Source organism: Thalassospira sp. GO-4 (assembly GCF_023588965.1).
In the GTDB taxonomy this organism is placed as follows: Bacteria; Pseudomonadota; Alphaproteobacteria; order Rhodospirillales; family Thalassospiraceae; genus Thalassospira; species Thalassospira povalilytica.
The window spans coordinates 3,639,725-3,666,191 of sequence record NZ_CP097807.1 but is presented as its reverse complement, the minus strand read 5'-3'; the positions used below and the strand labels follow the sequence as shown (position 1 = coordinate 3,666,191).

The following is a 26,467-nucleotide window of genomic DNA, read 5'->3' as shown; positions in this document are numbered from 1 at the left end:
ATAAAATCAAACTTGCGTTTCGACCAACTTCCGGGTTGAGTCGACTCAATCATCGGAGTGTTGGCTCCTATAAGAACGTCGAGTAAAGTATATCTGACTAGCCAAAAGTTGGGTGTCCAGGAGAGAACGCTTGTCGCGCGGATCATACGGCTTTTTACAACGGAAGTCTTTGAGCAGTCGGTTGCTATTCATAGCATTGCCGCTGGTTTCCCTGTTCTCGCTCGCCCTGTTTATTGTGTTTGGCTATGTCAGTTACAAAGTTCTGCGCGATGATCTGAATGGCAAGGTCGAACAGACCGCAGACATCAATGCCCGCGTTCTGGCAACCCCGTTCTGGTATCTTGATGTCGACAATATCGAATCTGCTTTGAACGCAATGGCGCGTGACCGCGATATCGTCGCGGTGCAGGCTCTTGGTGCGGACGGCACCGAATTTGCCCACACCGGCGTTTCGCAATCGGAACTGGCCGATACATTGCGTCTGTCACGCCGTGTCTATTTCGAACGTAACAATGTGCGCCACGATGTCGGCGAACTGGTCATTTACTTTACCGATGCCCGCGTTCAGGACCTTCTGTTCCGCCGCATCGCCATTGACATGATCCTGTTTGGATTGCTGATCGCAGTGGTTGCCGCCAGCCTGCTGATCGCAAACAAACGGTCGATTAAGGAACCGCTGAACCGTCTTTTGCATTCCATTCGCATGACCAAGCATGGCCGCTTGCGCCGTCCGGTGGAATGGAACAGTTCGGACGAGCTTGGCCTTCTGATCCGCGAATATAACGAAATGGTCGCCCTGCAAGGTCAGGCACAGGAAGAAGCCCAGCGCAAGCAGGCCCTTCTCGAAGCGACCCTTCACAATATCGGTCAGGGTATCTGCCTGTTTGATCAGGACCTTAATCTTATGGTCTGGAACGAACGCTATATCGAGCTGCTTAATCTGCCGCGTGATCTGGTCAAGGAAGGCACGCCGCTTTCCGATATCCTGCGCTATAACGGCGAACGCGGCGAATATGGCGATGTCAGCATTCAGGCCCTGATTTCCGATCGTGTTGCCATTGCACGACGTCGCGAACCCTATCGCATGGAACGCACCCGCCCCAATGGTCGCGTTATTCAGGTTGATCACAACCCGATGCCCGGCGGCGGCTACGTCGCGACCTATACCGACATTACCGAACGCAAACAGACCGAAGCACGCATGCGCCATCTGGCCGTTCATGATGTGCTGACCAGCCTTCCGAACCGGACCCTGTTCCTTGACCGTCTGCGTCAGGCATTGCTGTCGGCCCGCCGGTTCCAGCGTGGTGTCACGGTTCTGTTTGTTGACCTTGACCGGTTCAAGGACATCAATGACCACTTTGGCCATGATGTCGGCGATTTGATGATTCAGGAAATGGGTCAGCGTCTGTCGCGGATCATCCGGGATTCAGATACTGCCGCCCGTCTTGGCGGGGACGAGTTTGCGATCATTCAGACCGATGTTCAGAATATCGAAGACACCATCGCCCTTGCCCAGCGCATCATTGACGAGCTGTCCCAGCCGTTTGATTGCCGGGGCATCCGCCTTCATTCAACGGCCAGTGTCGGCATTACCCTGTTCCCGGAAGACGGCGAGAACCCCGAACAGCTGGTCAAAAACGCCGATATGGCGATGTATGCGGCCAAGGCCGAAGGGCGCAACAATTACCGCTTCTTCCTGCCGTCGATGCATGAACGGGTCAAGGAACGCAAAACCATCGAGGAAGATCTGCGCAACGCGCTCGAACAGGATCAGCTCGAACTTTATTATCAGCCCAAAATTGATTGCCGGACGGAAAAGGTTGTCGGTGCAGAGGCGCTTGTGCGCTGGCATCACCCGGAACGCGGCCTGATCCTGCCGGGCGAATTCATCTCGGTGGCCGAGGAATGCGGCCTGATCAACCGGCTTGGTGCCTGGGTTCTTGAAAAGGCCTGCAAACAGACGCAGGCATGGCGTGATTCGTCACTACCCGGCATGCGGATTGCGGTGAACCTGTCACCTGCGCAGTTTCAGGATGCCGAACTGGTCGAAAGTGTTACCAAAATCGTCAAGGACACCGCACTTCCGGAAGGTACCCTTGAACTTGAGATCACTGAATCGATCCTGATGAACAACCCGGAAAAGGCGGTTTCAACGCTGAAGGAGCTTAAGGCGCTTGGCGTGATGATCGCGATTGATGACTTTGGCACCGGTTATTCGTCCCTGAACTATCTGAAACGCTTCCCGGTTGGTTCGATCAAGATCGACCGGTCGTTTGTGAATGACATCCATGTCGATCTTGATGACAAGGCAATTGTCGATGCGGTGATCGGTCTTGGCCACAGCCTTAATCTTGAAGTGGTTGCCGAAGGCGTGGAAGAAGTCGAACAGCTTGAATATCTGCGTGAAAAGGGCTGTGATTTCATTCAGGGCTTCCTGTTCTCCAAACCGCTTCCGGCCACCACATTCGAAAGCTGGGTCAGTGACCGCCACAGTCGCGTGCCCGAACGGGTTGCTGCAAAGTCCTGATCACGCCCGATATTCTTGAAAACAGCCTTGGCATTGCTTTGGCTGTTTTTTCGTTCAAGGGACAAGACACCCCATGCGCCCGTTTCACGAAATAGAACAAGCCGCCATCGCCCGCAAAGGAAGCCAAACCGCACTTTCCACGGCCCTCGTCACCCCCAGACCACGCGGTGAAATCGCCGCGATTGCCAATGATCGCTGGCTGTCAGAATTCAGCAAATCGGTTTTTCAGGCCGGTTTCAGTTGGAAAGTGATTGAAAACAAATGGCCACGGTTTGAAGAAGTCTTTGACGGTTTCGATATCGGCCGACTGTCGATGATGCATGACGAAGATGTCGAACGCCTGCTTAAGGTCGACGGGATTGTCGCCCATGGGCCAAAGATCAAATCAATTGGGGAAAATGCCCGCTTCCTGCGCGACCTTGCCGACAAAAATGGATCAGTCGGCGCATTCTTTGCCAGTTGGAAGCTTCCCGATTATTGCGACAATTTGCGCCTTGTCCAAAAAGGCGGATCACGGCTTGGCGGCAAAACCGGGCAGGTTGCCCTGCGCCGTATTGGAATGGATACGCCGATTTTCTCCAACGACGTCATCGAGGCACTAAAGACCGAAGGCGTGGTTACCAAGATGCCGTCATCGAACAAGGATTTCGCATCGGTCCAGGCCGCCCTTGACCAATGGCACAAGGAATCCGGCCGACCCTTAACTCAGATCAGCCAGATTCTGGCATTTTCAGCAGGATAAAGGCCGCCTAATACACCGTTGCGCTGCGCCCGGCATCATCATTTGGGTGCGTGCCCGTTGACGATGGGCGGTCCGACGACTTGCGATCAACAAGATCGACAATCTCGGAAATCACCCGGACCAGCTGATAATCCTTGGGCGTGTAGACGGCTGCTACCCCCATTTGCCGCAAAACAAGCATATCGGCCTCGGGGATGATCCCGCCGACCACGACGGGGATGTGACCGGCCCCTTCTGCGCGCAAGCCATTGACCACTTCGCGCACCAATGGCACATGCGACCCCGACAGGATCGAAAGCCCGATTACATGGGCTCCTTCGTCAATTGCATTGCGAACCAGTGCATCGGGTGTCCAGCGAATACCCTCGTAAAGAACTTCGATACCGGCGTCTCCGGCCTTGACCGCAATCTGTTCCGCACCGTTGGAATGACCATCCAGCCCCGGTTTCCCGACCAGCATTTTCATGCGCTCGCCAAGCTTGTCAGACACTTCATCAACCCGGTCACGAAGGGTCTGGATGTCCTGTGCATCGCCCGTGACAATCATCGACGTAATACCGGTTGGGGCACGATATTCGCCAAATACGTCGCGAAGCGTTTCCGACCATTCCCCGGTCGTTACACCGGCATGGGCACAGGCGATTGAACTTTCCATGATGTTGCGCCCTTCGCTGGCGGCGGATTTAAGGGCCTCAAGATTCTTGGCGACCGTCGCCTGATCACGGTCCGAGCGCCAAGCTTTGAGTTTTTCGATCTGCTCCTGCTCTGCCATGTCATCGACCGTCAGGATCGATTTTTCACCCGATGTAAGCGGCGATGGTTCGGTTTCGGTAAAGGCATTCACACCGATCACTTTGGTCAATCCGTTTTCGATATCGGCCAGACGGCGGGCGTTGGAGCGCACCAGTTCCTGTTTCATGTACCCGCGATCAACAGCCGCAATCGCGCCCCCCATGGCATCGATCTTTGCCAGTTCCGCGCGCGCCCCTTCCTTAAGGGCACCGACTTTGCGCTCAATCGCCGGGTTGCCGTCAAACAGGTCCTCATATTCCAGAAGATCGGTTTCATAGGCCATAATCTGTTGCAGGCGCAGTGACCATTGCTGATCCCACGGGCGCGGGAGCCCAAGCGCCTCGTTCCAGGCGGGCAATTGCACCGCACGCGCACGCGCATTCTTGGAAAGCACCACGGCCAGCATTTCGATCAGGATGCGATAGACGTTGTTTTCGGGCTGCTGTTCGGTCAGGCCAAGCGAATTGACCTGCACCCCATACCGGAACCGGCGATATTTTGCATCTTCAATGCCATAGCGATCCTGCGTGATTTCATCCCAAAGTTCGCAGAATGCCCGCATCTTGCAGATCTCGGTCACAAAGCGAATACCGGCATTCACAAAGAATGAAATACGCCCGACAACCTTGGCAAAGTCCTCTTCGGGGACCTGACCCGAATCGCGAACCGCATCAAGAACCGCAATCGCCGTTGCCAGTGCATAGGCCAATTCCTGTTCCGCCGTCGCCCCGGCTTCCTGCAGATGGTACGAACACACATTCATCGGATTCCATTTCGGCACCTCGCGATAGGTAAATGCCGCAACGTCGGTAATCAGTTTCAGGCTGGGTGCGGGCGGGAAGATATATGTCCCGCGTGACAGATATTCCTTGATGATGTCGTTCTGGGTCGTGCCCTGAAGGCTGTCACGCGCTGTTCCCTGCTTTTCGGCAACCGCAATATAAAGTGACAAAAGCCAGGCCGCCGGGGCGTTGATCGTCATCGATGTATTCATCTGATCAAGCGGGATGCCGTCAAACAGCGTCATCATGTCCCCAAGGTGGGCGACCGGCACCCCGACCTTGCCCACTTCACCACGTGCAAGAATATGGTCCGAATCGTATCCGGTCTGGGTCGGCAAATCGAATGCAACGGAAAGCCCCGTCTGCCCCTTGGCCAGGTTTTGACGATACAGGGCATTGGAAGCCGAGGCCGAGCTATGCCCCGCATATGTCCGGATCAGCCAGGGCCGATCACGATCCTGCTTTGCTGCGCTGCGCTTATTTTCCATCGACATCACGACCTCTTGTATTTTTATTACCTTTTGGCTTTTCGATAATTACGCCTGAACGTTATTAAATTATCTACTAGACATCACTTGGGTAATTATATAACAATTTGTGCAACGCGATAAAAGCGAAAACAAATATCGCCTCGGTTCATTCTGCATACAAACCGCAGAACTCCGGGAAATGCCCAGGGAAAATAAAACAAATTCTGTGGCTTGGAGGTTTCGTCGACCGCAACGCAGCATAGGTAATTTTATTACCCTGCTATCCGGATCGACCCTGAAGAAGGAGTGAAGGCCATGAACACCACTGCTGAAGTGCTGCCTTTCCGTGGCGGTCAGGAAGAAAAAGATCTTTATGAAATCGGCGAAATCCCGCCGCTGGGTCATGTGCCCAAAAATATGTATGCATGGGCGATTCGCGAAGAACGCCACGGCGAACCCGATACCGCCATGCAATGTGAAGTTCTGCCGGTCACCCAGCCAGACAGCCACGAGGTCCTGGTTCTCGTGATGGCGGCGGGCGTCAATTACAACGGTATCTGGGCGTCCCTTGGCAAACCGATCTCGGTTTTCAACTCCCATGACTGCCCGTTCCATATTGCCGGGTCTGATGCCTCGGGCATTGTTTGGGCGGTCGGGTCAAAAGTTACCCGCTGGAAGGTCGGCGATGAAGTCGTCATTCATTGCAATCAGGATGATGGCGACGACGAAGAATGTAACGGCGGCGACCCGATGCTGTCCCCGACCCAGCGCATCTGGGGCTATGAAACCCCGGATGGGTCATTCGCCCAGTTCACCTGTGTCCAGGCACAGCAATTGATGCCGCGCCCCAAACATCTGACCTGGGAAGAAAGTGCGTGCTACACGCTGACCCTTGCCACCGCGTATCGCATGTTGTTCGGGCATCGCCCGCATATCCTGCGTCCGGGGCATAATGTTCTGGTCTGGGGGGCGTCCGGGGGACTTGGTTCCATGGCGATCCAGTTGATCACTACCGCCGGGGCCAATGCGATCGGGGTGATTTCAGACGAATCAAAACGCGACTTTGTCCTTGGACTTGGGGCCAAGGCCGTCATCAATCGCAAGGATTTCAATTGCTGGGGCCAGCTTCCCACGGTCAATGGTCCGGAATTTGGCGACTATATGAAAGAAGTCCGCAAATTCGGCAAAGCGATCTGGGAAATCACCGGCAAGGGCAATGACGTTGATATCGTCTTTGAACATCCGGGCGAACAAACCTTCCCGGTATCATGTAACGTGGTGAAACGTGGCGGCATGGTCGTGTTTTGTGCCGGGACAACCGGGTTTAACCTGACCTTTGATGCGCGTTTCGTCTGGATGCGCCAGAAACGCATTCAGGGCAGCCACTTTGCCAACCTGAAACAGGCGGCACAGGCCAACAAACTGGTGATCGAGCGCCGCCTTGATCCCAGCATGTCCGAAGTTTTCAGTTGGGAAGACATTCCGCGCGCACATATGAAAATGATGCGCAACGAACATAAACCGGGGAACATGGCGGTTCTGGTTCAGGCCAAGCGGCCGGGCATGCGCACCCTTGAAGAAGCAGTCGAAGGTTAATCCCACATCGGGGCGCAGCCGTCCCGGCCTTTGACTGATTGCTGGCACCCCGAGCGCGTTCTCGCCCGATCCGCGTGCGGGGTGCCACCACCCTTTTCGACCAAGATATCCGTTTTCGACCAGTGCAATCGCCCCACACGATTGCCGGGCAAAGGACCAAGCCAATGACTGATACCGCCCTGCTTCCTGATCTTGACCAGCTTTGCGACGATGCACTGGCTGCACTGGCATCGCTTTATGATGCCACCGAAAATGCCATTCGCGCCCGGGTCACCATTGATGGTCGTATTGATGCCAATGCCTTTGACGAACATCAGTTTGCCGCCCATGGCTTTGCCTGGTTCACGACCTATGTCACCGCCCTTCAACAGATGAAGGCATGGTCGGACAGGCTGGTCACACAGGGCAAACGCGGGCATCTTGAAACCCTGATCCTGCAAGTCGCCTTTGGCGAATATCTTGCCCAGATCAAGGGCGGCATTCCGATGTCGCAGGGCGAAATCATTCGTCTGACCACACTGGGTGTTTCCGAAACCGATATTAAGACCTTCAGTTCAAGTCGCGCGGTTTCTGTTCTGTCAGCCCATGGTAATTCTGATGCTGCGCGCCGCGCCATTGCCACTGAAATCGAAGACAGTCTTGATACCGGTCGCTTTGGCGAAACCGGACTGGAAGACGAGACACTGGATCTTGTCCGCGATCAGTTCCGGCGGTTTGTCGAAGAAAAAGTAACGCCCTATGCCCATGGCTGGCATGAACGCGACGAGTTGATCCCAATTGAAATTGTGACTGAAATGTCGGAACTCGGCGTTTTCGGCCTGACCATCCCCGAAGAATTCGGCGGACTTGGCATGGGCAAAACCGCGATGTGTGTCGTGACCGAAGAACTGTCGCGCGGCTATATCGGGGTGGGATCGCTTGGTACCCGTTCCGAAATCGCTGCGGAACTGATCCGCCTTGGCGGCACGGATGCGCAAAAGGAACATTACCTGCCCAAACTGGCATCGGGTGAAATCCTGCCAACGGCAGTCTTTACCGAACCCAATAACGGCTCCGACCTTGCCCATCTGCGTACCCGCGCGATCAAGGATGGCGACACCTATAAGGTGACCGGGAACAAGACATGGATCACCCATGCGGCACGGTCCGATCTGATGACGCTTTTGACGCGCACCAACCCTGATGAGGCCGGTTATCGCGGGTTGTCGATGCTTCTGGCCGAAAAGCCGCGCGGCACCGATGACGACCCGTTCCCAGCCAACGGCATGTCTGGCGGTGAGATCGAGGTTCTTGGCTATCGCGGCATGAAGGAATACGAGCTGTCCTTTGACGGGTTTGAAGTCCCGACGGCCAACCTTCTGGGCGGTGAAGAAGGCCTTGGTTTCAAGCAACTTATGGCAACCTTTGAGTCGGCCCGCATTCAAACAGCTGCACGTGCTGTCGGCGTTGCCCAGAACGCGCTTGAGATCGGCATGCGCTACGCCAAGGATCGCATCCAGTTTTCCAAACCGCTTTTCAGCTTCCCGCGGGTGTACGGCAAAGTTGCATGGATGGTTGTTGAAACCATGATTGCCCGTCAGCTCACCTATTTCTCGGCACTTGAAAAAGATCAGGATATCCGCTGCGACATTGAAGCAGGCATGGCGAAGCTTCTGGGGGCACGGGTTGCCTGGTCAAATGCTGATAACGCGCTTCAGATTCATGGCGGCAATGGTTATGCGCTGGAATATCAGATCAGTCGCGTGCTTTGCGATGCCCGTATCCTCAACATTTTTGAAGGTGCCGCCGAAATTCAGGCGCAAGTTGTGACCCGCGGATTATTGGGTCGATAACCGGCTAACAGATTGAAAGCCGAACCTTATTTTCATTGCGAACCGTGGCCCCTGTGATCAACGAGGGCAAACTTGGCCCGTCAACCTTGACGGGCCGCTTTTCTATATCAACCTAAAGTATGATATATTTACCACTTACCTGTGGTGATAGACTGAAATTAAGCAAACACAGAAGCCTAAAAATCTGTGCAAAACAGGCCCAATTGCCTTTTAGGGAAAAGGGGAGAGACGTTTCAATGAATTACGCCTCTGCAATGCCGGAAACCACAATCTATGCGCGAACAGGTGAAGCCAAGGACCTGTTCGATCAGCATGCTGATCAGATCGCAGAAGGCCTGGTGACCGAACTGCTTGGATCAGGACAAAGCAGCGTCGACAGGAATGCGCCGCAGACGCTTGTCTCGGGTCTTGCCCAGCAGTTTCGGGCAATGGCATCTGCCGGTTCTGCTGATGCTTTCAATCAGTGTTTTGCCAAACACGTTTTGGCAGAAGCCACCGCCAATCTGACACCCGACGCCATCGTGCTTGCCTATTACAAGTCGGCAGCAAATTGCGTCACGCTGGCGTCGCGGACCAAGGGCATTCGACCGTCGCCTGCCCTTAATGATGCGGCACGGTGTGTTTTGATGGCTGATATGGCCTGCCTGATGGCTGATCAGCAAAAACAGATCGCCCAGCATCGCGCATCGTCGGAAATCCAGTCGATGTCCGAGATCATCGAACGCGAAACCGACAACATCATTTCCGAAGTCGGCTTTCAGGCCGGGCGCACCAACGATGTGGCCCAAACCATGGAAAGTGATGCCGGCGAATTGTCGCAACTGGTCGAACGCATTACCGCCACCACGGAAGTCGCCAGCAGCAACGTTGCCACGGTCGCATCCGCGACCGAGGAATTGCAGGCGTCAAGTCATGGCATTGCTGATCGCATCCACAAAACAAACGATATTGCCGGACAGGCCGTTATCCGCGCCCAGGAAACATCCCAGACGATGAACAGCCTGTCGGAAACCGCCAGTGAAATCGGCAAGGTTGTCGATATTGTCAAACGCATTTCCGATCAGACGAAAATGCTGGCACTGAACGCCACGATCGAGGCCGCCCGTGCCGGGGATGCCGGCAAAGGATTTGCTGTGGTCGCCAACGAGGTCAAAAACCTTGCGACACAGACCGAAAAGGCAATCCTTGATATCAATTCCCAAATCACAGCCATTCAGGGGGCAACATCAGAAGCCGTCACCGCAATCGAAGGAATCGGTGGCGCGATTGATGAGGTCAGCCAGCTTTCAGCGGATATTTCAGCATCGGTCGAACAGCAGACCGCCGCGATCGCCGAAATTTCGACAAGCGCACAGGAAGTATCAACCCATATGCGGGGCATTTCCGGTGATATCGAACTGGCCAGCGTGAAATCACAAAACGCCAGCGAAACCGCCGAGAACCTGCGCATTCTGGCTTCCAATATTCGCAAAGACATCAATGAAATGGAAAGCCGGTTCCGCACGGTGCTTCGCAGTACCGAAAGCGCAAACCGGCGTCACGAAGAACGCGTCCCGATCGCGGTCGATCTTTCATTCGATTTCGGAAATGGTGACGTCCGCAATGGCGTTACCGCCGATATGTCACTGGCCGGATTGCTTGCGCGCATTGATGCCAGTGACAAGGATCGCAACAAGCACGTCACGATCACCATGGTGGATGGCACGGTTCTGCATGGCGTGATCAAGGCCGTTTCGGCACTTGGAACCCATGTTCAGTTTACCGAAGTCGATGACAAGGCCAATCAGGTCATTCTCAATCACCTCAAGAAAACCCACGATCACGACAGCAAGATCGCCGAACTTGGCAAACAACTGTCACAAGATCTGGCCAAGGTGCTTGAGAACGGCCTTCGCAATAATGAAATCAAGCACGAAGACCTGTTCAATCCGCGCTATGAACTGATCGAAGGCAGCGATCCCAAACAGTTCATGACGCCCTATATTCCGTTCACGGACCGGCATTTCACCCCGCTTCAGGAAGCCATTCTTGAAAAGGACAAGCATATCGTGTTTGCCGCCGGTGTGGATATTAACGGCTATCTTCCGACCCATAACAAGATCTATAGCCAGCCGCAGCGCCCGGGCGAAGCCGCCTGGAACATGGGCAATTGCCGCAACCGGCGGATCTTTGATGACCGGGCCGGGCTGGTGGCCGCGCGCAACACCAAACCGCACCTGTTGCAGACCTATTTCCGCGACATGGGCGACAGTGTGGTCTTCATGAAGGAATGCGACGTCCCGATCATCGTAAATGGCGAACAGTGGGGCAACCTGCGTATCGGGTACCGCGCCTGACCCTTTGGACCGAGCAAACTATAAAAAAGCCCCCGACCAATAAATGGCCGGGGGCTTTAATGTTAGCGCTAACATCCTTGCAAGAGTGTTCCGCCGTCAACTGTGCGAGTGCAGGATCGCCTCGGCGATTTCGCGTTCGATCTCGGCCGGGTAATCATAAAATCCCGGTTTGAACGCATTGGCCCCGCCCGATGCCAACCAGTCAATTCCACGGATCAGAATGGCGGAAAACGGATCAAACAGATCCTTGCCCGAACCACCCATCCCTGGTGCCAAGTTCAAAAGGCTGCCACGGTTGAGCAAATACACTTCGCGGCTGTTATCGAATTCGAATTTTTCGATATAGCGGCGCATTTTGGTGTGTTTCTGGGTATCAAGCCAGGCCACATCGATCTCGGTATTGGAATGACCGACATTGACCAGAATGGCACCACGGCGGGCCTGCTTGATCTGCTTTTCACCCAGAATGCCCGAAAGACCGGTTGCGGTCACAATAATCGCGCATTCCTTGATGCCGTCTTCAAGACTGACGACACGGCATCCGTGATGCTGGGCTTCAAGGGCGCGCACCGGATCGCGTTCGGCAACCGAGACCACCGCACCAAGATTGCGCGCACGTTCGGCAACACCACGCCCCACCGGACCAAACCCGATCACCAGAACCGAACGACCATAAAGCGCCAGCCCGGTTACATTGGAAAAGACCGGCCACATTTCCTGTGCCACGTGATGGCGGTTATGCAGGCGATCCTTGATCGCGATGTCGTTCCAGTTAAAGACCGGGAATGAATAATCAAGCTTTTCAACGCGGTGAACACCCGTCGTCGTGGCTTCAAGCGCACCGTCGACCTTATGACCTTTTTTGACAAAAGCCTCGATCAGCTCCCCACCCATGTCAGCGACAATATCGGCCGGCTCGGACGACAGGATATCGATGCTTTTGGCGTATTCTTCTGGTGTCATGCCCGAAAAGGCATGGACCTCTACCCCGTTCGCAGCAAGGTATGCGGCGGCAACGTCATCGGTACTATCGGGGTTACATGCCCCGACCTTGACCTTCGCACCCGCCTTCACAAACGGCAGCAATGTGGGAATGGTGTCTTCAAGAACGTGCTGGAAGCTGACGATGGTCTTGTCGCGCAAGTCACGCTTGGCGACATAGTTTCCGTATTTCGCCGTTACCGGACAGATGACTTCGCGCCATGCAAGCGTTTCGTCATTGATCTGGGCGGCAAGTGCTGCGTCCTTGATGCGGCTGGTCATTAATCAATCTCTTGGGTTCAGTGGTGGCGTAACGAATAGTATCGTCCCCTAATTAATGATAGCCGGACCGGATGGAAAGCATTTCTGACCATCCGGTCAATTTTGAGCCTGTTCAGGCAACCCGGACCTTATGGCCGTGCCGGAATATCAAGACCGCGCTGAACAGCGGGCCGCGCAAGACCGTGTTCAAGCCATGCCGGTACGTTTTTGAGCGTGTCATAAGCCACCAGATCACCTGCCTCGTAAAATCCGATCAGATTGCGGACCCAGCCAAGGATTGCGATATCGGCAATGGTATATTCATCGCCCATAATCCAGTCGCGCCCGTCAAGACGGGTTTCTAGAACGCCCAAAAGCCGTTTGGATTCATTCACATAACGGGTCAGCGGGCGTTTATCTTCGATCTCTTTGCCGGCAAATTTATGGAAAAAGCCAAGCTGCCCGAAAATCGGGCCCAGTCCGGCCATCTGGAAATAGACCCACTGGATGGTTTCCATCCGCCGCGCCGGATCAGCAGGCAACAGCTTTCCGGATTTTTCGGCAAGATATTGCAAGATCGCCCCGGATTCAAAAAGCCCGAACGGTTTTCCATCCGGGCCGTTCGGATCAAGAATGGCGGGGATTTTGCCATTCGGGTTAAGCGACAGAAATTCCGGGGTCCAGGTTTCGTCTTCACCGATTTTGATGGTGTGGGCTTCATAGGGAAGACCGATTTCTTCGAGCATGATCGAAACCTTTACCCCGTTGGGGGTCGGGAATGAATAAAGCTGCAGAATATCGGGGTTCTTTGCCGGCCAGCGTTTGGTAATGTCGAATGCGGAAAGGTCAGCCATCTGAATTTGATCCTTGTTGTTTGGCCGATACGCAAAACCAAATCAGGCATTGCATACAGGCAATTACATATCTTCAGGATTTAGCAGATCGCATCCTTTTCGCCAGTAGCATCCGACAAGACTTTCACCACGCTCATACGGAGCAGGCCCGAATGCGCATGCAAACGGGCCTGACCGGACTGCGGCATTCGATGATCAACCCCATCGGTACCGCCAATTAATTTCACACCGGAAGATATCCTTACCAGGCGCGGTATTTCAGGAACTTGCCATCCAGGGTAATCACGACACGGTCACCTTTCGGGTCTTCCTTGCGTTCGATATACATTTCGTAATCGATCGCACTCATGATGCCGTCGCCGAATTTCTCGTGGATGATTTCCTTGATGGTTTCGCCGTAAACACCAACGATTTCATACAGACGATAGATGGCCGGATCGGTCGGGACCGCCTGGTCCCAGATTTTCATCGGGCATTCCTGAATGACAGCCGATGCTTCGGGCGGCAGGTCAAACAGGGCAACCAGCATGTCGGCCTTGTCCTTTGGCGCCGAATTCATGCCAAAGCACACGGAAGTTGTCCAAACCGGGGACATACCGATCTTGCTTGCGATCTCTTCCCAACCGAGCCCTTTGGCCTTTTTGGCTTCGAGAATGAGTTCTTTGACGTCAGCTTTTTTCATGGGTTTTCTCCACTTCTGATACAGCACGTTGTTTTGATTAATCGGCACGATTGACCGCACGCTTGCGCGTGCCGGACTTGCTGCCTGTTTCTGATGAGATTTCCGCCCCGGCATTTGCCCCGAACCGGACGACTTTTGGTGCGGAATTCGCATCATCGTCCTGTTTCCCGGCAAGTTCGCGCGACCGTGTGGCCAGGAACTCCACCAGGTGATTGCGGATGTCGTAATAGTCGGGATGATGGATAATGTTGGCCCGTTCACGCGGTCGTTCGATTTCGACCTGAACGGACTCGGCAACCCGGGCATAGGGACCGTTGGTCATCAACAAAATGCGGTCCGCAAGCAGGATGGCTTCATCAACATCATGGGTGATCATAAAGACCGTCTGGTCCGATCCCGACCAGATGCGGATCAACTCGTCCTGGATGCTGCCACGGGTCAGCGCATCAAGTGCGCCGAACGGCTCATCGAGCAAAAGCAGTTCCGGCTGAATGGCAAAGGCACGTGCAATCGATACACGCTGACGCATCCCGCCAGACAGTTGCGATGGCTTGCGCAATTCCGCCCCGCCCGCAAGACCGACCATTTCGAGATATTTCATCGAATGATCGTGAACCTGCTTTTTGCTCCAGGATTTGTAGCGCGCCTGAACGGCAAAAGTGACGTTCTTGAGCGCGGACAACCATGGCAGCAGGGAATAGTTCTGAAACACGATCCCGCGATCCAGACTGGGCCCGGAAACTTCCTTGCCATTCATGATGACCGCGCCGTCGCTTGGTTCATCAAGCCCCGCAAGAATGTTCAGGATGGTTGATTTGCCACAGCCGGAATGACCGATGATGCAAACAAACTCGCCCTTCTCGATCCCGAGATTGACGTTTTCAAATACCGTCAGGCTTTCGCCACCCTTGGGGGCCTGAAAACGTTTGGTAAGGTTTTGAACACTCAGGAATGGTGTCGACATATCTGGTCTCCTTATTCCTGGTACTGCACAAGGCGTGCGCAATAGGCGAAGGCCGTATCAAGCAACATGCCGACAACCCCGATCATCAGGATCGAGAACACCACACTGGTCAGATCAAGGTTGTTCCATTCATTCCAGACGTAGTAGCCAATGCCGGTACCGCCCACGAGCATCTCGGCAGCGACAATCACCAGCCAGGCAATCCCGATGGAAATGCGCATTCCGGTCAAAATGGTTGGTGCCGCAGCGGGCAGGATGACGATCCATGCGGTTTTGAAAGGACCCAGTTCGTGGGTTCGCGCCACATTGACCCAGTCCTTGCGCACCCCGGCCACACCGAATGCCGTATTGATCAGCATCGGCCAGATCGAACAGATGAATATGACAAAGATTGCCGATGCCTGACTGTCCTGAATGACAAACAGGGCCAAAGGCATCCACGCCAGCGGGGAAATCGGTCTTAGCACCTGAATAAACGGATCAAGCGCCTTATACATCAGGGGCGACATTCCGATCAGGAACCCGACCGGAATGGCCAGCGCCGCAGCAAGGAAATATCCCGAAAGAACCCGATAAAGCGAATAGCCGATCTGGATGCCGATCCCCTTGTCGTTGGGGCCTGCATCATAGAAAGGATTGCGAAGTTCTTCCCATGCCTTGCCGATCACTGCCGAGGGTGGCGGCACGGCCGCCTTGGGTTCTGCCCCACCCATCAGAAGTTCATATTCTGTCAGTTCGCCAGAAATGTTCTGTTTCGGGCTGGCGGCCTCCCAAAGGCCAAGGAAGACCGCCAATAGCACGAGTGACAAAACCAAAGCCCTGGCATTCAACGATGCCAGCATGTCAGCTTACCCCTTTGCCAATCGCAAAGCTGTTGACATAGGCTTCGGGCTGATCGGGATCAAAGGTCTTGCCCATGATGGTATAGGACTTATAGGTCGAAGTCGGGGCCTCATATCCAAGGTCTTTCATCACCTTGGCACAATCGGTCGCGACATAGACTTCCTCGGCGATTTTCTTGTAATCGATATCGCCTTCGATATAGCCCCAGCGCTTCATCTGGGTCAGAATCCACACCCCCATCGAATGCCACGGGAACGGATCGAAATCGATGCGATCAGGGACGTTTTTAACTTCGCCCAGACCATCGGCATAACGTCCGGTCAGGACCTGTTCAATGACTGGAACCGGCTGGTTCAGATAGTTGGCCGGGGCAATCGCCGCCGAAATTTCCTTGCGGTTTTCGGGCTTGGCCGCGTATTGGGTCGCATCCACAATGGATTTCAAAAGCGCGCCATAGGTATTCGGCAGTTCTTCGGAAAAGGCCTTGGAACAGGCAAATGCACAGCACGGATGACCTTCCCAGATATCTTTGGTCAGGGTGTGCAGGAAGCCGATTTTTTCCCATACCGCACGCTGGTTAAACGGATCGGGTGACAGATACCCGTCAAGGTTACCGGCACGCAGGTTTGCCACCATCTCGGGCGGCGGAACAACGCGGATCTGGATGTCCTTATCCGGGTCCAGACCATGTTCAGCGACATAATAACGCAGCAGGAAGTTGTGCATCGAATATTCGAACGGCACACCAAACTTGAAGCCTTTCCACTGTCTCGGATCGCGCTTATCCAGATGGTCATTGTGCAGAACGATGGCCTGGCCATTGATGTTTTCAACAGCCGGCATCAGGAACGGGGTCGCGGTTGAACCCGCCCCCATCGAAATGGCCAGCGGCATCGGGGTCAGCATGTGCGACGCGTCATATTCATTGTTCAGCGACTTGTCGCGGGCCACCGCCCAGCCCGCGGTTTTGATGACATCAACATCAAGACCGTATTTTTCATAGAAGCCCATCGGCTGCGCCATGATGATCGGCGTGGCACAGGTGATCGGCACAAAGCCGATATTGAGCTTCGACTTTTCCGGTGTCCCCAGATCATCAAGGATGGCTGCCTTGACCTTGTCGATTGGCAATACCGATGCCAATGCCGCCATCATGGTGCTGCCGCCAACCATCTTGGCAAAGGAACGACGTGAAATTTCGTTGTGACCGAAAACCGAACGGACAATCGCGCTGTCGATGGCGCGATCAAGGATTTCTTCGCTGCTTTCCGGTGTCTTTGCCGCCATATCGCTATGAGCAGGCATCGTCGACAGATCGTGCTTTACACCATGATCATGATCCGATTGGTGATGCCCGCCCTTTGACGCGCACATATCACAACCGCACGATTTGCTGTGCCGCAGGTCGGTATCACCGCTAAATGGATCGCCCAGACTTTTAACTGACATTTGATCACCCCCTGTGTTGTTTCGCTGTCCAGATCAGAACAGCACCAGACATTCAGTCAGGATAAGAGCAACCGTCGTGCCAGTTTGCTGCAATGCGGAATTTTCGTTGAAAATGCTGGACTCAGGGGATGATGACAGGCAGTCTTCACATATACGAAAAATCGTAATTTACGATAATTCGTAACCATAATTACGAATTATCGTAGGAAATTCGTATGAACCATGACGTAAACCAATCTGTTTCAACGTCTTTGGAGCCGCTCCATCTGCAGGCTCTTTTGGCGCATACGCATCCGACAATTCTGGTTCACCCCAAAACCGACAGCATCGTGTTCGCCAATGAGGCGGCGGCAAAATTGCTGGGCCGCAGCATAGACGCCCTCATATCCCTGAAAATGAGCGCCCTGCACAAGGGACAGGTGCCAAGCCTTGTCGTGTTCAGCGAAGCCGCCCTTTATCACGGATTTTCCTGGACCCGCGGACTGGACCTGAGCCGGCCGGACGGCACCCAACTGAAACTAGAACACGAAGCCCGCGCCATCACGCTAGGCGATGAAGAATATCTTACGGTAACGATATCGGATCTTGATGCCCGCCACCGCCGGGATGTTGACTCCGAGGCCGACGATTACCTGCGCGAAGGTATTGCCGAATGGCGACGCGCCGAACGGTTTTTCCGCGAGATCGAACGCGAGAACCAGCTGATCCTGGGCGCGGCCGGCGAAGGCATTTACGGCGTGAATTCGGACGGGGTAACCACCTTTGTCAATCCGGCGGCCGAACGCATGTTGGGCTGGACCGCCGAGGAACTTGTGGGCAAGGAAATCCATTCGATCATCCACCATTCCCATGTTGATGGCGAACCCTATCACGCCGAGCACTGCCCGATTTACAATGCATTCCGCGAGGGCATCGTAAGACGGGTTGATGATGAAGTCTTCTGGCGCAGCGATGGCAAACCGATCCGGGTCGAATACACATCCACCCCCATTCGCGACCATGGTCTGGTCATCGGGGCAGTGATCGTGTTTCGAGACATTACCGAACGCAAAATCGCCGAAGAAAAACTGCACGCCGCCCTTGCCGAGGTCGACCGTCTTCGTGAACGGCTTGAACTTGAAAATGCCTATCTTCAGGAAGAAATCCTGTCGACCAACAATCACCATGAAATCATCGGGCAATCGGATGCCATTCAAGGCGCGCTCAAACAGATTGATCTGGTTGCACCGACTGACGCCAACGTTCTGATCACCGGGGAATCCGGCACCGGCAAGGAATTGATCGCGCGCGCCATCCATCAGGCCAGCACACGATCTGATCGCGTTCTGGTGCGCGTGAATTGTGCGGCCATCCCCCATGAACTGTTTGAAAGCGAATTTTTCGGGCATGTGCGCGGGGCCTTTACCGGCGCCATTCGCGACCGTGTCGGGCGCTTTGAACTGGCCGATGGCGGCACCCTGTTCCTAGATGAGGTTGGTGAAATCCCGCTGGAACTTCAGGGCAAGCTTTTGCGGGTTCTGCAAGATCAGAAGTTTGAGCGTATCGGCGAAGAACGCACACGCGAGGTCAATGTCCGCCTGATTGCCGCCACCAACCGCGACCTTAAGGAAGAAGTCCGTCAGGGGCGGTTTCGCGAGGACCTTTATTTCCGCCTCAATGTGTTTCCGATTGAATGTCGACCGCTTCGTGAACGGCCAGACGACATTCCGCCGCTGGCCGCGCATTTCCTGCGCAATATCTGCCAGCGCCTGAACATTGCCCAACCCACCCTGACCAAGGGACAGGTTCATGTTTTGCAAAATTATGGCTGGCCCGGAAATGCCCGCGAACTTGAAAACGTGATTGAACGCGCTGCCATCTTGGCCCATGACGGTAAATTGCATTTCGATCTTCCCGATTTCAGCACCCGGGACGGCAAAAAACCATCCCCCGCGTCCAAAGCTGATCGGGATACCCAGCCCGCCCGGACCATTTTGACGCGCGCTGAAATGCAACAAACCGAATATGACAATATCACCCATGCCCTAAGACAGACGCAGGGCAAGATTTTTGGCCCGGACGGAGCCGCGGCACTTCTTGATATCAAACCGACAACGCTGGCGTCCCGTATCAAGAAATTCAAAATCGATCGCCGTGACTTTGCCGCACCGGAAAATCAAAATACCCGATAATGTCGAAAAGTTTCCATCCACCAGTTGCCTGCGGTCCCGGTTTGGCGCAGCATGACGCCGCCCGTAAGATGGCATCAATAAATTCGACCTGCGGCAAGTTCGGCTTGTTCCGATTGCGGCCCCTGTTTTCAGGTGACCATCAGCAGGCAACAGACAGGGAAGAAGACAGATGACCGCATTTCTTCAAATTGGCGTGCTGGTCGCGATGGCCGCCGTTGCCGGTGTTCTCGTGATGGGGATCATTTCAATGGCCCGCGGCAAGGATGCACGCAAATCCAACAAACTGATGCAGCTTCGCGTGCTGCTTCAGGCCGTCGCATTGTTGCTTTTGTTCATTCTGTCGATGATGGCACTTGGCAAATAGGCATCTGCGACCGTTTTCAATTCTTATGACATCTTGCGCATTAATGGACGACACATGGTTCAACTGACCCGCATCTACACGAAATCCGGCGACAAGGGCAAAACCGCCCTTGGCAACGGGACACGCGTCCCCAAAAATTCAGTCCGCGTCGAGGCCTATGGCACGGTTGATGAAACCAACGCATTCATCGGTGTCGCCCGGTTGCATGCGGATGGCGACATAGATGCGATGCTCGCCCGAATCCAGAATGATCTTTTTGATCTGGGTGCGGACCTTTGCACCCCGGGTGACGGATCGGATGACAATCCCGAACAGCCCGCCCTTCGCATCACCGCAACCCAGACCGAACGCCTTGAACAGGAAATCGATCAGATCAATGCCGGCCTTGATCCGCTGAAATCCTTTGTCCTGCCGGGTGGCAGTGCACTTTCGGCACAGCTTCATGTGGTCCGGACCGTATCACGCCGCGCCGAACGGCTTATTGTCGAACTGGCCGGGGTCGAGCCGATCAACCCGGAATGCGTTCGTTATATCAACCGGCTGTCGGACCATATGTTTGTTCTTGCCCGCCACGCAAATAACGGCGGCAAGGATGACATTTTGTGGCAACCCGGCCTGACACGCTGACGAAAATATTTGGACAAACCCCTGTCATTTGGCGGCTTTGTGCCGTATCAAGGTTGCGAAGGGCATCAAAAAATCAGTAAAGAAGTTATCGTTAACGTCAACCTCTTTACGTAAATTGACAACCTGCGTAGCACCCCCTATTGTGCATCGCGGGGAAAACAGTAACATGCGGGCCGCAGCGAACTGCCTCGGCAGGGAGCAGAAAGCCCATAGTTTCGACAACAAAAACGAACAGGTCTGTCATGAAGGTTCTTGTCGCCGTTAAGCGCGTTGTGGATTACAACGTCAAGATCCGAGTCAAACAGGACCAGTCTGGCGTTGAATTGAACAACGTCAAAATGTCCATGAACCCGTTTGACGAAATCGCCGTTGAAGAGGCTGTCCGCCTCAAGGAAGCAGGTACCGCGACCGAAGTGGTTGCCGTATCGCTCGGCGTTAAACAGTGCCAGGAGACCCTGCGCACCGCCCTTGCCATGGGTGCCGATCGCGGCATTCTGGTCGAAACCGAGGATGAGCTGCAACCGCTTGCCGTTGCAAAACTCCTGAAAGAAGTCGTCGCCAAGGAAAGCCCGGATCTTGTGATCCTCGGCAAGCAGGCGATTGACGATGACGCCAACCAGACTGGCCAGATGCTGGCTGCTTTGCTGGATTGGCCGCAGGGTACTTTCGCATCCAAAGTTGCCGTTGCTGACGGCAAACTTGACGTTACCCGTGAAGTTGATGGCGGTCTTGAAACCGTCAAGCTCGACCTTCCGGCAATCGTCACCACCGACCTGCGCCTCAATGAGCCGCGCTATGCGTCGCTGCCAAACATCATGAAAGCCAAGAAAAAGCCGCTCGATACACTGAGCCCGGCCGATCTTGGTGTTGATACCGCGCCGCGCCTGAAAACCCTGAAAGTGACGGAACCGCCGGCACGCCAGGCAGGTGTCAAAGTTGCCGACGTCGCAGAGCTTGTCGACAAGCTCCGCAACGAAGCAAAAGTAATCTAAGCGGGGATCAATCAAATGAGCATTCTTGTTATTGCCGAACACGACAATACCGAACTGAAGGGCGGCACGCTTAACACCGTTGCAGCCGCACAGAAGATCGGTGGCGACATTGCCATCCTCGTTGCTGGTGAAAACTGCCGCGGCGTTGCCGAAGCAGCCGCAAAAGTTGCCGGTGTTTCCAAGGTACTGGTCGCAGACAATGCCGCCTATGGCCACTTCCTGGCTGAAAACATGGCCGGTCTGGTTTGCGAACTTGCCGATGGCTACAGCCACATTCTGGTTCCGGCATCGACTTCTGGTAAAAACTTCATGCCGCGCGTTGCGGCATTGAAAGACGTCGCACAGATTTCCGACATCACCGATGTTGAAAGTGCCGATACCTTTGTCCGCCCGATCTATGCCGGTAACGCACTGGCAACCGTGCAGTCGGCAGACAGCCTGAAACTGATCACTGTTCGCACCACGGGCTTTGATCCGGTTGCTGCTGAAGGCGGTTCTGCTGCCATCGAAGACGTTTCCGTTGTTTCCGATGCCGGCAAGTCCAGCTTCGTTGGTCAGGAACTGACCGAGTCGGAACGTCCGGAACTGACCGCGGCAAGCGTCGTCATTTCCGGCGGTCGCGGCATGGGATCGGCTGAAAACTTCCATCTGATCGAACCGATTGCCGACAAACTGGGCGCAGCCATTGGCGCATCACGCGCTGCGGTTGATGCCGGATATGCTCCGAACGACTGGCAGGTCGGTCAGACCGGCAAAGTTGTTGCACCGCAGCTATACATTGCTGTAGGCATTTCGGGTGCTATTCAGCACCTTGCCGGCATGAAGGACAGCAAGGTCATCGTTGCAATCAACAAGGACGAAGAAGCGCCGATCTTCTCGGTGGCGGATTACGGCCTTGTCGGTGACCTGTTCGAAGCCCTTCCCGCACTGGCGAGTGAACTCGACAAATAATCTGATCCCGATTAGGGTCAAAGCAATGCATACTGTTGTTTTGACCCTAGGGGACGAGTGGGGAACAAATGGCTTCGTTGGAAGATATCAAAACCATTGGCGTGATCGGCGCCGGTCAAATGGGCAATGGCATTGCCCATGTGATCGCACTTGCCGGTTACGACGTCCGAATTCTCGACATCTCGCAGGACGCCCTTGATAAGGCGCTTGGCCTGATGGACAAGAACATGGACCGTCAGGTCAAAAAAGAACTGATTACCGCAGCGCAAAAAGATTCCGCACTTGCGCGGGTCTCAACCGGAACGGAATACAGCTTCCTTTCGGACTGCGATCTGGTGATCGAAGCGGCAACCGAAAATGAAGAGATCAAGAAACAGATCTTCAAGGCGCTTTGCCCGGTTCTTGGCCCCGAAGCCATCATCGCAACCAACACTTCGTCGATCTCGGTGACGCGTCTGGCATCCTATACGGATCGCCCGGCGAAATTCATGGGCATGCACTTCATGAACCCGGTGCCGCTGATGAAGCTGGTGGAACTGATCCGCGGCATTGCCACGGATGAAACCACCTATCGCACCATTCATGAATTGACCAAGAAACTGGGCAAAGACACGGCAAGTGCCGAAGATTTCCCGGCTTTCATCGTCAACCGTATCCTTCTTCCGATGATCAACGAGGCGATCTACACGCTTTATGAAGGTGTGGGGAACGTCGAATCCATCGATACCGCAATGCGTCTGGGTGCAAACCACCCGATGGGTCCGCTGCAACTGGCAGACTTTATCGGTCTGGATACCTGTCTTTCGATTATGCATGTTCTGCATGATGGTCTGGCCGACACCAAGTATCGCCCATGCCCGCTTCTGGTCAAATATGTCGAAGCAGGCTGGCTTGGCCGCAAGGTTGGCCGCGGTTTCTATGATTACAGCGGTGATGAGCCGGTCCCGACCCGCTAGGGACTGCTTTAAAACATTCGCATTTTCAAATTAAAGCCGCTGTCTTGTTCAGCGGCTTTTTTTGTTGCAATCGGACCGCCAACCATCTGGAATAAGGTCCGTTAAAACCCGCACGGATGGAATGCGGGACAAAATGACAAAAGAAGTCTGGAGGCCGTCCGAAAATGTATCTCGGAATTGATGTCGGCACATCGGCCGTCAAGGCATTGCTGATTGACGAACACTCGGCCACGGTTGCTGAGACAGATATTCCTTTGTCGGTATCAAACCCCCACCCGTTCTGGAGCGAACAGAACCCCGATGACTGGTGGGACGCGACATTGCGCGCGATTGATGCCCTGCACCATCAAAATCCGGGCGCTGTTGCCGCCACCCGCGCGATTGGCCTGTCCGGACAGATGCATGGCGCGACGTTGCTTGATGAAAATGACAAACCGTTGCGCCCGGCAATTCTGTGGAATGACGGCCGTGCCAAGGCCGAGTGTGACAAACTTGATGCCATGCTGCCCGATCTCGGGACAAGGGCCGGTGTCGCGACCATGCCGGGCATGACTGCACCGAAAATGCTGTGGCTGCAAAAACATGAACCCGACATCTTTGCCAAAGTACGCACCATCCTGCTGCCCAAGGATTATATCCGGTTTTGCCTGTCTGGCGACAAGGTGACGGAAATGTCCGATGCGGCCGGGACCTTGTGGCTTGATGAAGAAAGTCGCAGTTGGAACAGGGCGGCGATCGATGCCTGCGGGCTTTCGATGGACCAAATCCCCGAACTGGTCGAAGGATCGGACATTACCGGAACCTTGCGGGCCGAACTTGTCAAACGCTGGGGCATGAAGGGTGACGTCATCATTGCCGGTGGCGGGGGGGATGCCGCGACCGGCGGCATTGGTGTTGGTGCCGTCAGTCACGGTGACGGGTTCATATCGCTTGGCACATCGTCACAGATTTTTGTCGCATCGGACAAATACCGCCCAAAACCCGAAGAACTTCTGCACAGCTTCACCCATGCCATTCCGGCCCACTGGTTTCAGATGGCAGTTCTGCTGAACGGGGCCAGTTGCCTGCAATGGGCGGCAAAGTTGCTTGGCGAAAGTGATATTGGTGGCTTGCTGAAACGGGTTGAGGCCCAGCATCATAAGCCCGCCGATATCGTCTTTTTGCCGTATCTGAACGGGGAACGGACACCGCATAACAATCCCTATGCGCGCGGGGTGTTTTTTGGCCTGGGCAGCGACACATCGCGCGAAGCCATGGTCCAATCGGTTCTCGAAGGGGTTGCCTTTGCGCTGAGTGACGCACAATCGCGTCTGCATGCTGCCGGGACCCGCTGTGCCCTGCCCGGTGTGATTGGTGGCGGCGCAAGAAGCCGTTACTGGATCCAGTTGATATCCGACATCATGGGCACCCCCCTTGCCCGATACGAAGGTGCAGCCAAAGGTCCGGCATTCGGTGCCGCACGTCTGGCGCGACTGGCCCTGACACAGGAAGCAGTCGAAGATGTATGCCTGAAACCGGTTATCGAGGAAATTATCGAACCGGACACATCACGACACGCATCCTATCAGCCGCGCTTTGCAAAGTTCCGCAGGCTTTATAATGCACTGGCCGATGAATTTACGCCCGATTGAAAATGACCTTCCCGACGCACCAACCGCACATATTTCCGAAGACGCCCGCGATCATGAGTAAATTAATCTCCCGCCTTCTTTAAACCAATGATTTAACACCAACATTAGTACGAGTATTAATTTTCGACCATTTGGATAGTCCATGAGTATTGCAGTTGTCGGAAGCTCGAACATTGATTTCGCAGCGCGCGTAGCCAAGCTTCCGAAACCGGGTCAGACCGTCCCGGCAAAGGAATATATCTCGGGCCCCGGGGGCAAGGGATGTAACCAGGCGCTGGCCATCGCACGTCTTGGCGTTTCCCCCGTTTTCATATCAAAGATCGGTGACGATGCACTTGGCCGGCAACTGGTGACCAGCCTTGCCGCCGAAGGCATCGATACCAGCCACCTGATCATTGCCGATGCCGCACAGACGGGGACGGCCCTGATTTCAATTGATGAAGCCGGTGAAAACATGATCACGGTCGTTGGTGGTGCCAACATGACGATGACCCGTGGCGATTTGCATGAAAAACAGGATTATCTGCGCGACTGCGACTATTTGCTGCTGCAACTTGAATGCCCGGTGGTCGCTGTCGATTGCGCGATCAAATATGCGCGTGAAGGCGGGGCAAAAATCATGCTTGATCCCGCCCCCGTACCCGATCACATGGTGATGCGCGATCTTTTGGCGCTGACTGATATCGTCACCCCCAACAGCACCGAATGCCGCGCCATGACGGGCATAGAACCGGTCGATGAAGCCAGTGCAAAGAAGGCCGCAAAGGTCCTTCATGACATGGGCCCAAAAACCGTGATCATTAAAATGGGGCGTGAAGGCGCCTATTATTCAACAGCCGGCATGTCGGGGTTGGTCGCGTCTTTTACCGTCAGTGCCATTGATACGGTCGGTGCGGGGGATTGCTTTAATGCCGGACTTGCGGTTGCCCTGCATGGCGGGCAGGCCCTTCCTGATGCCGTGCGGTTTGCATGTGCGACCGGCGCATTGGCAACCACCCGCAACGGTGCCGGCGATGCCGCCCCCACCCTTGATCAGGTTCTTGCATTGCTGGAACCAGGAAGCTGATGGCGGATTGCGGTTCAGAAATCAGGATGTCTGTTCGATCAGATCGTTAAAATAGGAAATGACATCGGGGGCATCCCAGCGCGCGATGCCTTCAAGCTTGCCGCGCACCACACCGTGACCATCAATCACGAAACTGGTCGGAAGACCGCGCGCCCCCATTTTGCGGGCGGTTGCCCCCCGCGGGTCAAGAACGACATCCAGATTGTCGATTCCATTCTCTTCAAAGAATTCCGTAACGGCAGCCGCCCCGCCACGATCCTGACTAAGGGCAAGAACACGGAACGGCTTTCCATCCATTTCCGCAGCCAGCCGGTCAAGTTCCGGCATTTCCTTGACACAGGGCACGCACCAGGTCGCCCACAGATTTACCAGAATAACCTGACCTTTCAGTTGGTTAAGCTGTTTTTCATCGCCATTTTCATCGACAAAGGTTGCGCCATCGGGCAAAGAACCATCATCAGACGGTGCCACCATCTTTGAAAGTTCTTGTGGTAATTGCGTATCTGCAAAGGCAGGGGTTGCATAAATGCCCGATATGGCGACAATCACGCCAAGTTTTACGTAACGAAGCAAAGCCTTCACAACACCCACCTTC

Annotated in this window: 21 protein-coding genes; 13 read left to right on the top strand and 8 right to left on the bottom strand. The window is 54.7% G+C overall.

The window, feature by feature from the left end; translation table 11 throughout:
- Positions 1–181: 181 nt before the first annotated feature.
- Together M9H61_RS16770 and M9H61_RS16765 are read left to right on the top strand one after the other, a co-directional pair.
- Complete coding sequence (locus tag M9H61_RS16770; RefSeq protein ID WP_228194586.1) at positions 182–2,530, top strand: bifunctional diguanylate cyclase/phosphodiesterase; 2,349 nt, start codon at positions 182–184, stop codon at positions 2,528–2,530.
- 73 nt (positions 2,531–2,603) lie between these two features.
- Positions 2,604–3,272, top strand: coding sequence for a DNA-3-methyladenine glycosylase I (locus tag M9H61_RS16765; RefSeq protein WP_250281782.1), 669 nt, complete (start codon positions 2,604–2,606; stop codon positions 3,270–3,272).
- A 7-nt stretch (positions 3,273–3,279) separates the two neighbouring features.
- Here the strand turns inward: M9H61_RS16765 and M9H61_RS16760 are convergent, their stop codons facing one another.
- Complete coding sequence (locus M9H61_RS16760; protein ID WP_250281781.1) at positions 3,280–5,340, bottom strand: protein meaA; 2,061 nt, start codon at positions 5,338–5,340, stop codon at positions 3,280–3,282.
- A gap of 291 nt (positions 5,341–5,631) precedes the next feature.
- Here M9H61_RS16760 and ccrA point away from each other — a divergent pair, with 291 nt between their 5' ends.
- The 3 genes from ccrA to M9H61_RS16745 all read left to right on the top strand — a co-directional run bounded on the left by ccrA (position 5,632) and on the right by M9H61_RS16745 (position 11,080).
- Positions 5,632–6,912, top strand: coding sequence for a crotonyl-CoA carboxylase/reductase (ccrA, locus tag M9H61_RS16755; protein WP_101245871.1), 1,281 nt, complete (start codon positions 5,632–5,634; stop codon positions 6,910–6,912).
- A 164-nt stretch (positions 6,913–7,076) separates the two neighbouring features.
- Positions 7,077–8,744, top strand: coding sequence for an acyl-CoA dehydrogenase family protein (locus M9H61_RS16750; RefSeq protein ID WP_250281779.1), 1,668 nt, complete (start codon positions 7,077–7,079; stop codon positions 8,742–8,744).
- A 236-nt stretch (positions 8,745–8,980) separates the two neighbouring features.
- Positions 8,981–11,080 (top strand): methyl-accepting chemotaxis protein, encoded by a 2,100-nt coding sequence (locus M9H61_RS16745; RefSeq protein WP_101245397.1) that lies wholly within the window; start codon positions 8,981–8,983, stop codon positions 11,078–11,080.
- Between the two features lie 96 nt (positions 11,081–11,176).
- On the opposite strand, the gene M9H61_RS16740 is transcribed toward M9H61_RS16745, so the two are convergent.
- The 6 genes from M9H61_RS16740 to M9H61_RS16715 form a co-directional block, all read right to left on the bottom strand.
- Positions 11,177–12,343: an adenosylhomocysteinase gene (locus tag M9H61_RS16740; RefSeq protein WP_250281776.1), complete on the bottom strand. Its 1,167-nt coding sequence runs from the start codon at positions 12,341–12,343 to the stop codon at positions 11,177–11,179.
- Between the two features lie 128 nt (positions 12,344–12,471).
- The gene (locus M9H61_RS16735) at positions 12,472–13,176 is read right to left on the bottom strand and encodes a glutathione S-transferase N-terminal domain-containing protein (RefSeq protein WP_101245395.1); all 705 of its coding nucleotides are present in this window, start codon (positions 13,174–13,176) and stop codon (positions 12,472–12,474) included.
- A 241-nt stretch (positions 13,177–13,417) separates the two neighbouring features.
- Positions 13,418–13,858 (bottom strand): cyanase, encoded by a 441-nt coding sequence (gene cynS, locus M9H61_RS16730; RefSeq protein ID WP_101245394.1) that lies wholly within the window; start codon positions 13,856–13,858, stop codon positions 13,418–13,420.
- 37 nt (positions 13,859–13,895) lie between these two features.
- Entirely contained in the window at positions 13,896–14,822 is a 927-nt protein-coding gene (locus M9H61_RS16725) for an ABC transporter ATP-binding protein (protein WP_101245393.1), read from the bottom strand.
- 11 nt (positions 14,823–14,833) lie between these two features.
- Positions 14,834–15,664, bottom strand: a complete 831-nt coding sequence (ntrB, locus tag M9H61_RS16720; protein ID WP_101245392.1) for a nitrate ABC transporter permease — start codon at positions 15,662–15,664, stop codon at positions 14,834–14,836.
- A 1-nt stretch (position 15,665) separates the two neighbouring features.
- Positions 15,666–17,114 carry a CmpA/NrtA family ABC transporter substrate-binding protein gene (locus M9H61_RS16715; RefSeq protein ID WP_101245391.1) on the bottom strand — a complete coding sequence of 483 codons (1,449 nt, stop codon included), beginning with the start codon at positions 17,112–17,114 and terminating at the stop codon, positions 15,666–15,668.
- A 215-nt stretch (positions 17,115–17,329) separates the two neighbouring features.
- On the opposite strand from M9H61_RS16715, the gene M9H61_RS16710 reads away from it, so the two are divergent.
- The 8 genes from M9H61_RS16710 to rbsK all read left to right on the top strand — a co-directional run bounded on the left by M9H61_RS16710 (position 17,330) and on the right by rbsK (position 25,872).
- Positions 17,330–19,285, top strand: coding sequence for a sigma 54-interacting transcriptional regulator (locus M9H61_RS16710; protein WP_101245390.1), 1,956 nt, complete (start codon positions 17,330–17,332; stop codon positions 19,283–19,285).
- 169 nt (positions 19,286–19,454) lie between these two features.
- Positions 19,455–19,649, top strand: coding sequence for a twin transmembrane helix small protein (locus M9H61_RS16705; RefSeq protein WP_114112836.1), 195 nt, complete (start codon positions 19,455–19,457; stop codon positions 19,647–19,649).
- A 54-nt stretch (positions 19,650–19,703) separates the two neighbouring features.
- Entirely contained in the window at positions 19,704–20,276 is a 573-nt protein-coding gene (locus M9H61_RS16700; protein WP_206926750.1) for a cob(I)yrinic acid a,c-diamide adenosyltransferase, read from the top strand.
- Positions 20,277–20,518: 242 nt separating this feature from the next.
- Positions 20,519–21,268: an electron transfer flavoprotein subunit beta/FixA family protein gene (locus M9H61_RS16695; protein WP_101245387.1), complete on the top strand. Its 750-nt coding sequence runs from the start codon at positions 20,519–20,521 to the stop codon at positions 21,266–21,268.
- A 15-nt stretch (positions 21,269–21,283) separates the two neighbouring features.
- Positions 21,284–22,219, top strand: a complete 936-nt coding sequence (locus M9H61_RS16690; protein WP_114112834.1) for an electron transfer flavoprotein subunit alpha/FixB family protein — start codon at positions 21,284–21,286, stop codon at positions 22,217–22,219.
- A 68-nt stretch (positions 22,220–22,287) separates the two neighbouring features.
- Positions 22,288–23,175, top strand: coding sequence for a 3-hydroxybutyryl-CoA dehydrogenase (locus M9H61_RS16685; protein WP_101245385.1), 888 nt, complete (start codon positions 22,288–22,290; stop codon positions 23,173–23,175).
- A 164-nt stretch (positions 23,176–23,339) separates the two neighbouring features.
- Positions 23,340–24,806, top strand: a complete 1,467-nt coding sequence (xylB, locus tag M9H61_RS16680; RefSeq protein ID WP_250281774.1) for a xylulokinase — start codon at positions 23,340–23,342, stop codon at positions 24,804–24,806.
- A 142-nt stretch (positions 24,807–24,948) separates the two neighbouring features.
- Positions 24,949–25,872: a ribokinase gene (gene rbsK, locus M9H61_RS16675; RefSeq protein WP_250281772.1), complete on the top strand. Its 924-nt coding sequence runs from the start codon at positions 24,949–24,951 to the stop codon at positions 25,870–25,872.
- Positions 25,873–25,893: 21 nt separating this feature from the next.
- On the opposite strand, the gene M9H61_RS16670 is transcribed toward rbsK, so the two are convergent.
- Positions 25,894–26,454 carry a TlpA disulfide reductase family protein gene (locus tag M9H61_RS16670; protein ID WP_250281770.1) on the bottom strand — a complete coding sequence of 187 codons (561 nt, stop codon included), beginning with the start codon at positions 26,452–26,454 and terminating at the stop codon, positions 25,894–25,896.
- Between the last annotated feature and the right edge of the window lie 13 nt (positions 26,455–26,467).

Coding starts and splice junctions, on each gene's coding strand:
- M9H61_RS16765 (WP_250281782.1), top strand. CDS start 2,604: ATGCGCCCGTTTCACGAAATAGAACAAGCCGCCATCGCCCGCAAAGGA.
- M9H61_RS16760 (WP_250281781.1), bottom strand. CDS start 5,340: ATGTCGATGGAAAATAAGCGCAGCGCAGCAAAGCAGGATCGTGATCGG.
- ccrA (WP_101245871.1), top strand. CDS start 5,632: ATGAACACCACTGCTGAAGTGCTGCCTTTCCGTGGCGGTCAGGAAGAA.
- M9H61_RS16750 (WP_250281779.1), top strand. CDS start 7,077: ATGACTGATACCGCCCTGCTTCCTGATCTTGACCAGCTTTGCGACGAT.
- M9H61_RS16745 (WP_101245397.1), top strand. CDS start 8,981: ATGAATTACGCCTCTGCAATGCCGGAAACCACAATCTATGCGCGAACA.
- M9H61_RS16740 (WP_250281776.1), bottom strand. CDS start 12,343: ATGACCAGCCGCATCAAGGACGCAGCACTTGCCGCCCAGATCAATGAC.
- M9H61_RS16735 (WP_101245395.1), bottom strand. CDS start 13,176: ATGGCTGACCTTTCCGCATTCGACATTACCAAACGCTGGCCGGCAAAG.
- cynS (WP_101245394.1), bottom strand. CDS start 13,858: ATGAAAAAAGCTGACGTCAAAGAACTCATTCTCGAAGCCAAAAAGGCC.
- M9H61_RS16725 (WP_101245393.1), bottom strand. CDS start 14,822: ATGTCGACACCATTCCTGAGTGTTCAAAACCTTACCAAACGTTTTCAG.
- ntrB (WP_101245392.1), bottom strand. CDS start 15,664: ATGCTGGCATCGTTGAATGCCAGGGCTTTGGTTTTGTCACTCGTGCTA.
- M9H61_RS16715 (WP_101245391.1), bottom strand. CDS start 17,114: ATGTCAGTTAAAAGTCTGGGCGATCCATTTAGCGGTGATACCGACCTG.
- M9H61_RS16710 (WP_101245390.1), top strand. CDS start 17,330: ATGAACCATGACGTAAACCAATCTGTTTCAACGTCTTTGGAGCCGCTC.
- M9H61_RS16705 (WP_114112836.1), top strand. CDS start 19,455: ATGACCGCATTTCTTCAAATTGGCGTGCTGGTCGCGATGGCCGCCGTT.
- M9H61_RS16700 (WP_206926750.1), top strand. CDS start 19,704: ATGGTTCAACTGACCCGCATCTACACGAAATCCGGCGACAAGGGCAAA.
- M9H61_RS16695 (WP_101245387.1), top strand. CDS start 20,519: ATGAAGGTTCTTGTCGCCGTTAAGCGCGTTGTGGATTACAACGTCAAG.
- M9H61_RS16690 (WP_114112834.1), top strand. CDS start 21,284: ATGAGCATTCTTGTTATTGCCGAACACGACAATACCGAACTGAAGGGC.
- M9H61_RS16685 (WP_101245385.1), top strand. CDS start 22,288: ATGGCTTCGTTGGAAGATATCAAAACCATTGGCGTGATCGGCGCCGGT.
- xylB (WP_250281774.1), top strand. CDS start 23,340: ATGTATCTCGGAATTGATGTCGGCACATCGGCCGTCAAGGCATTGCTG.
- rbsK (WP_250281772.1), top strand. CDS start 24,949: ATGAGTATTGCAGTTGTCGGAAGCTCGAACATTGATTTCGCAGCGCGC.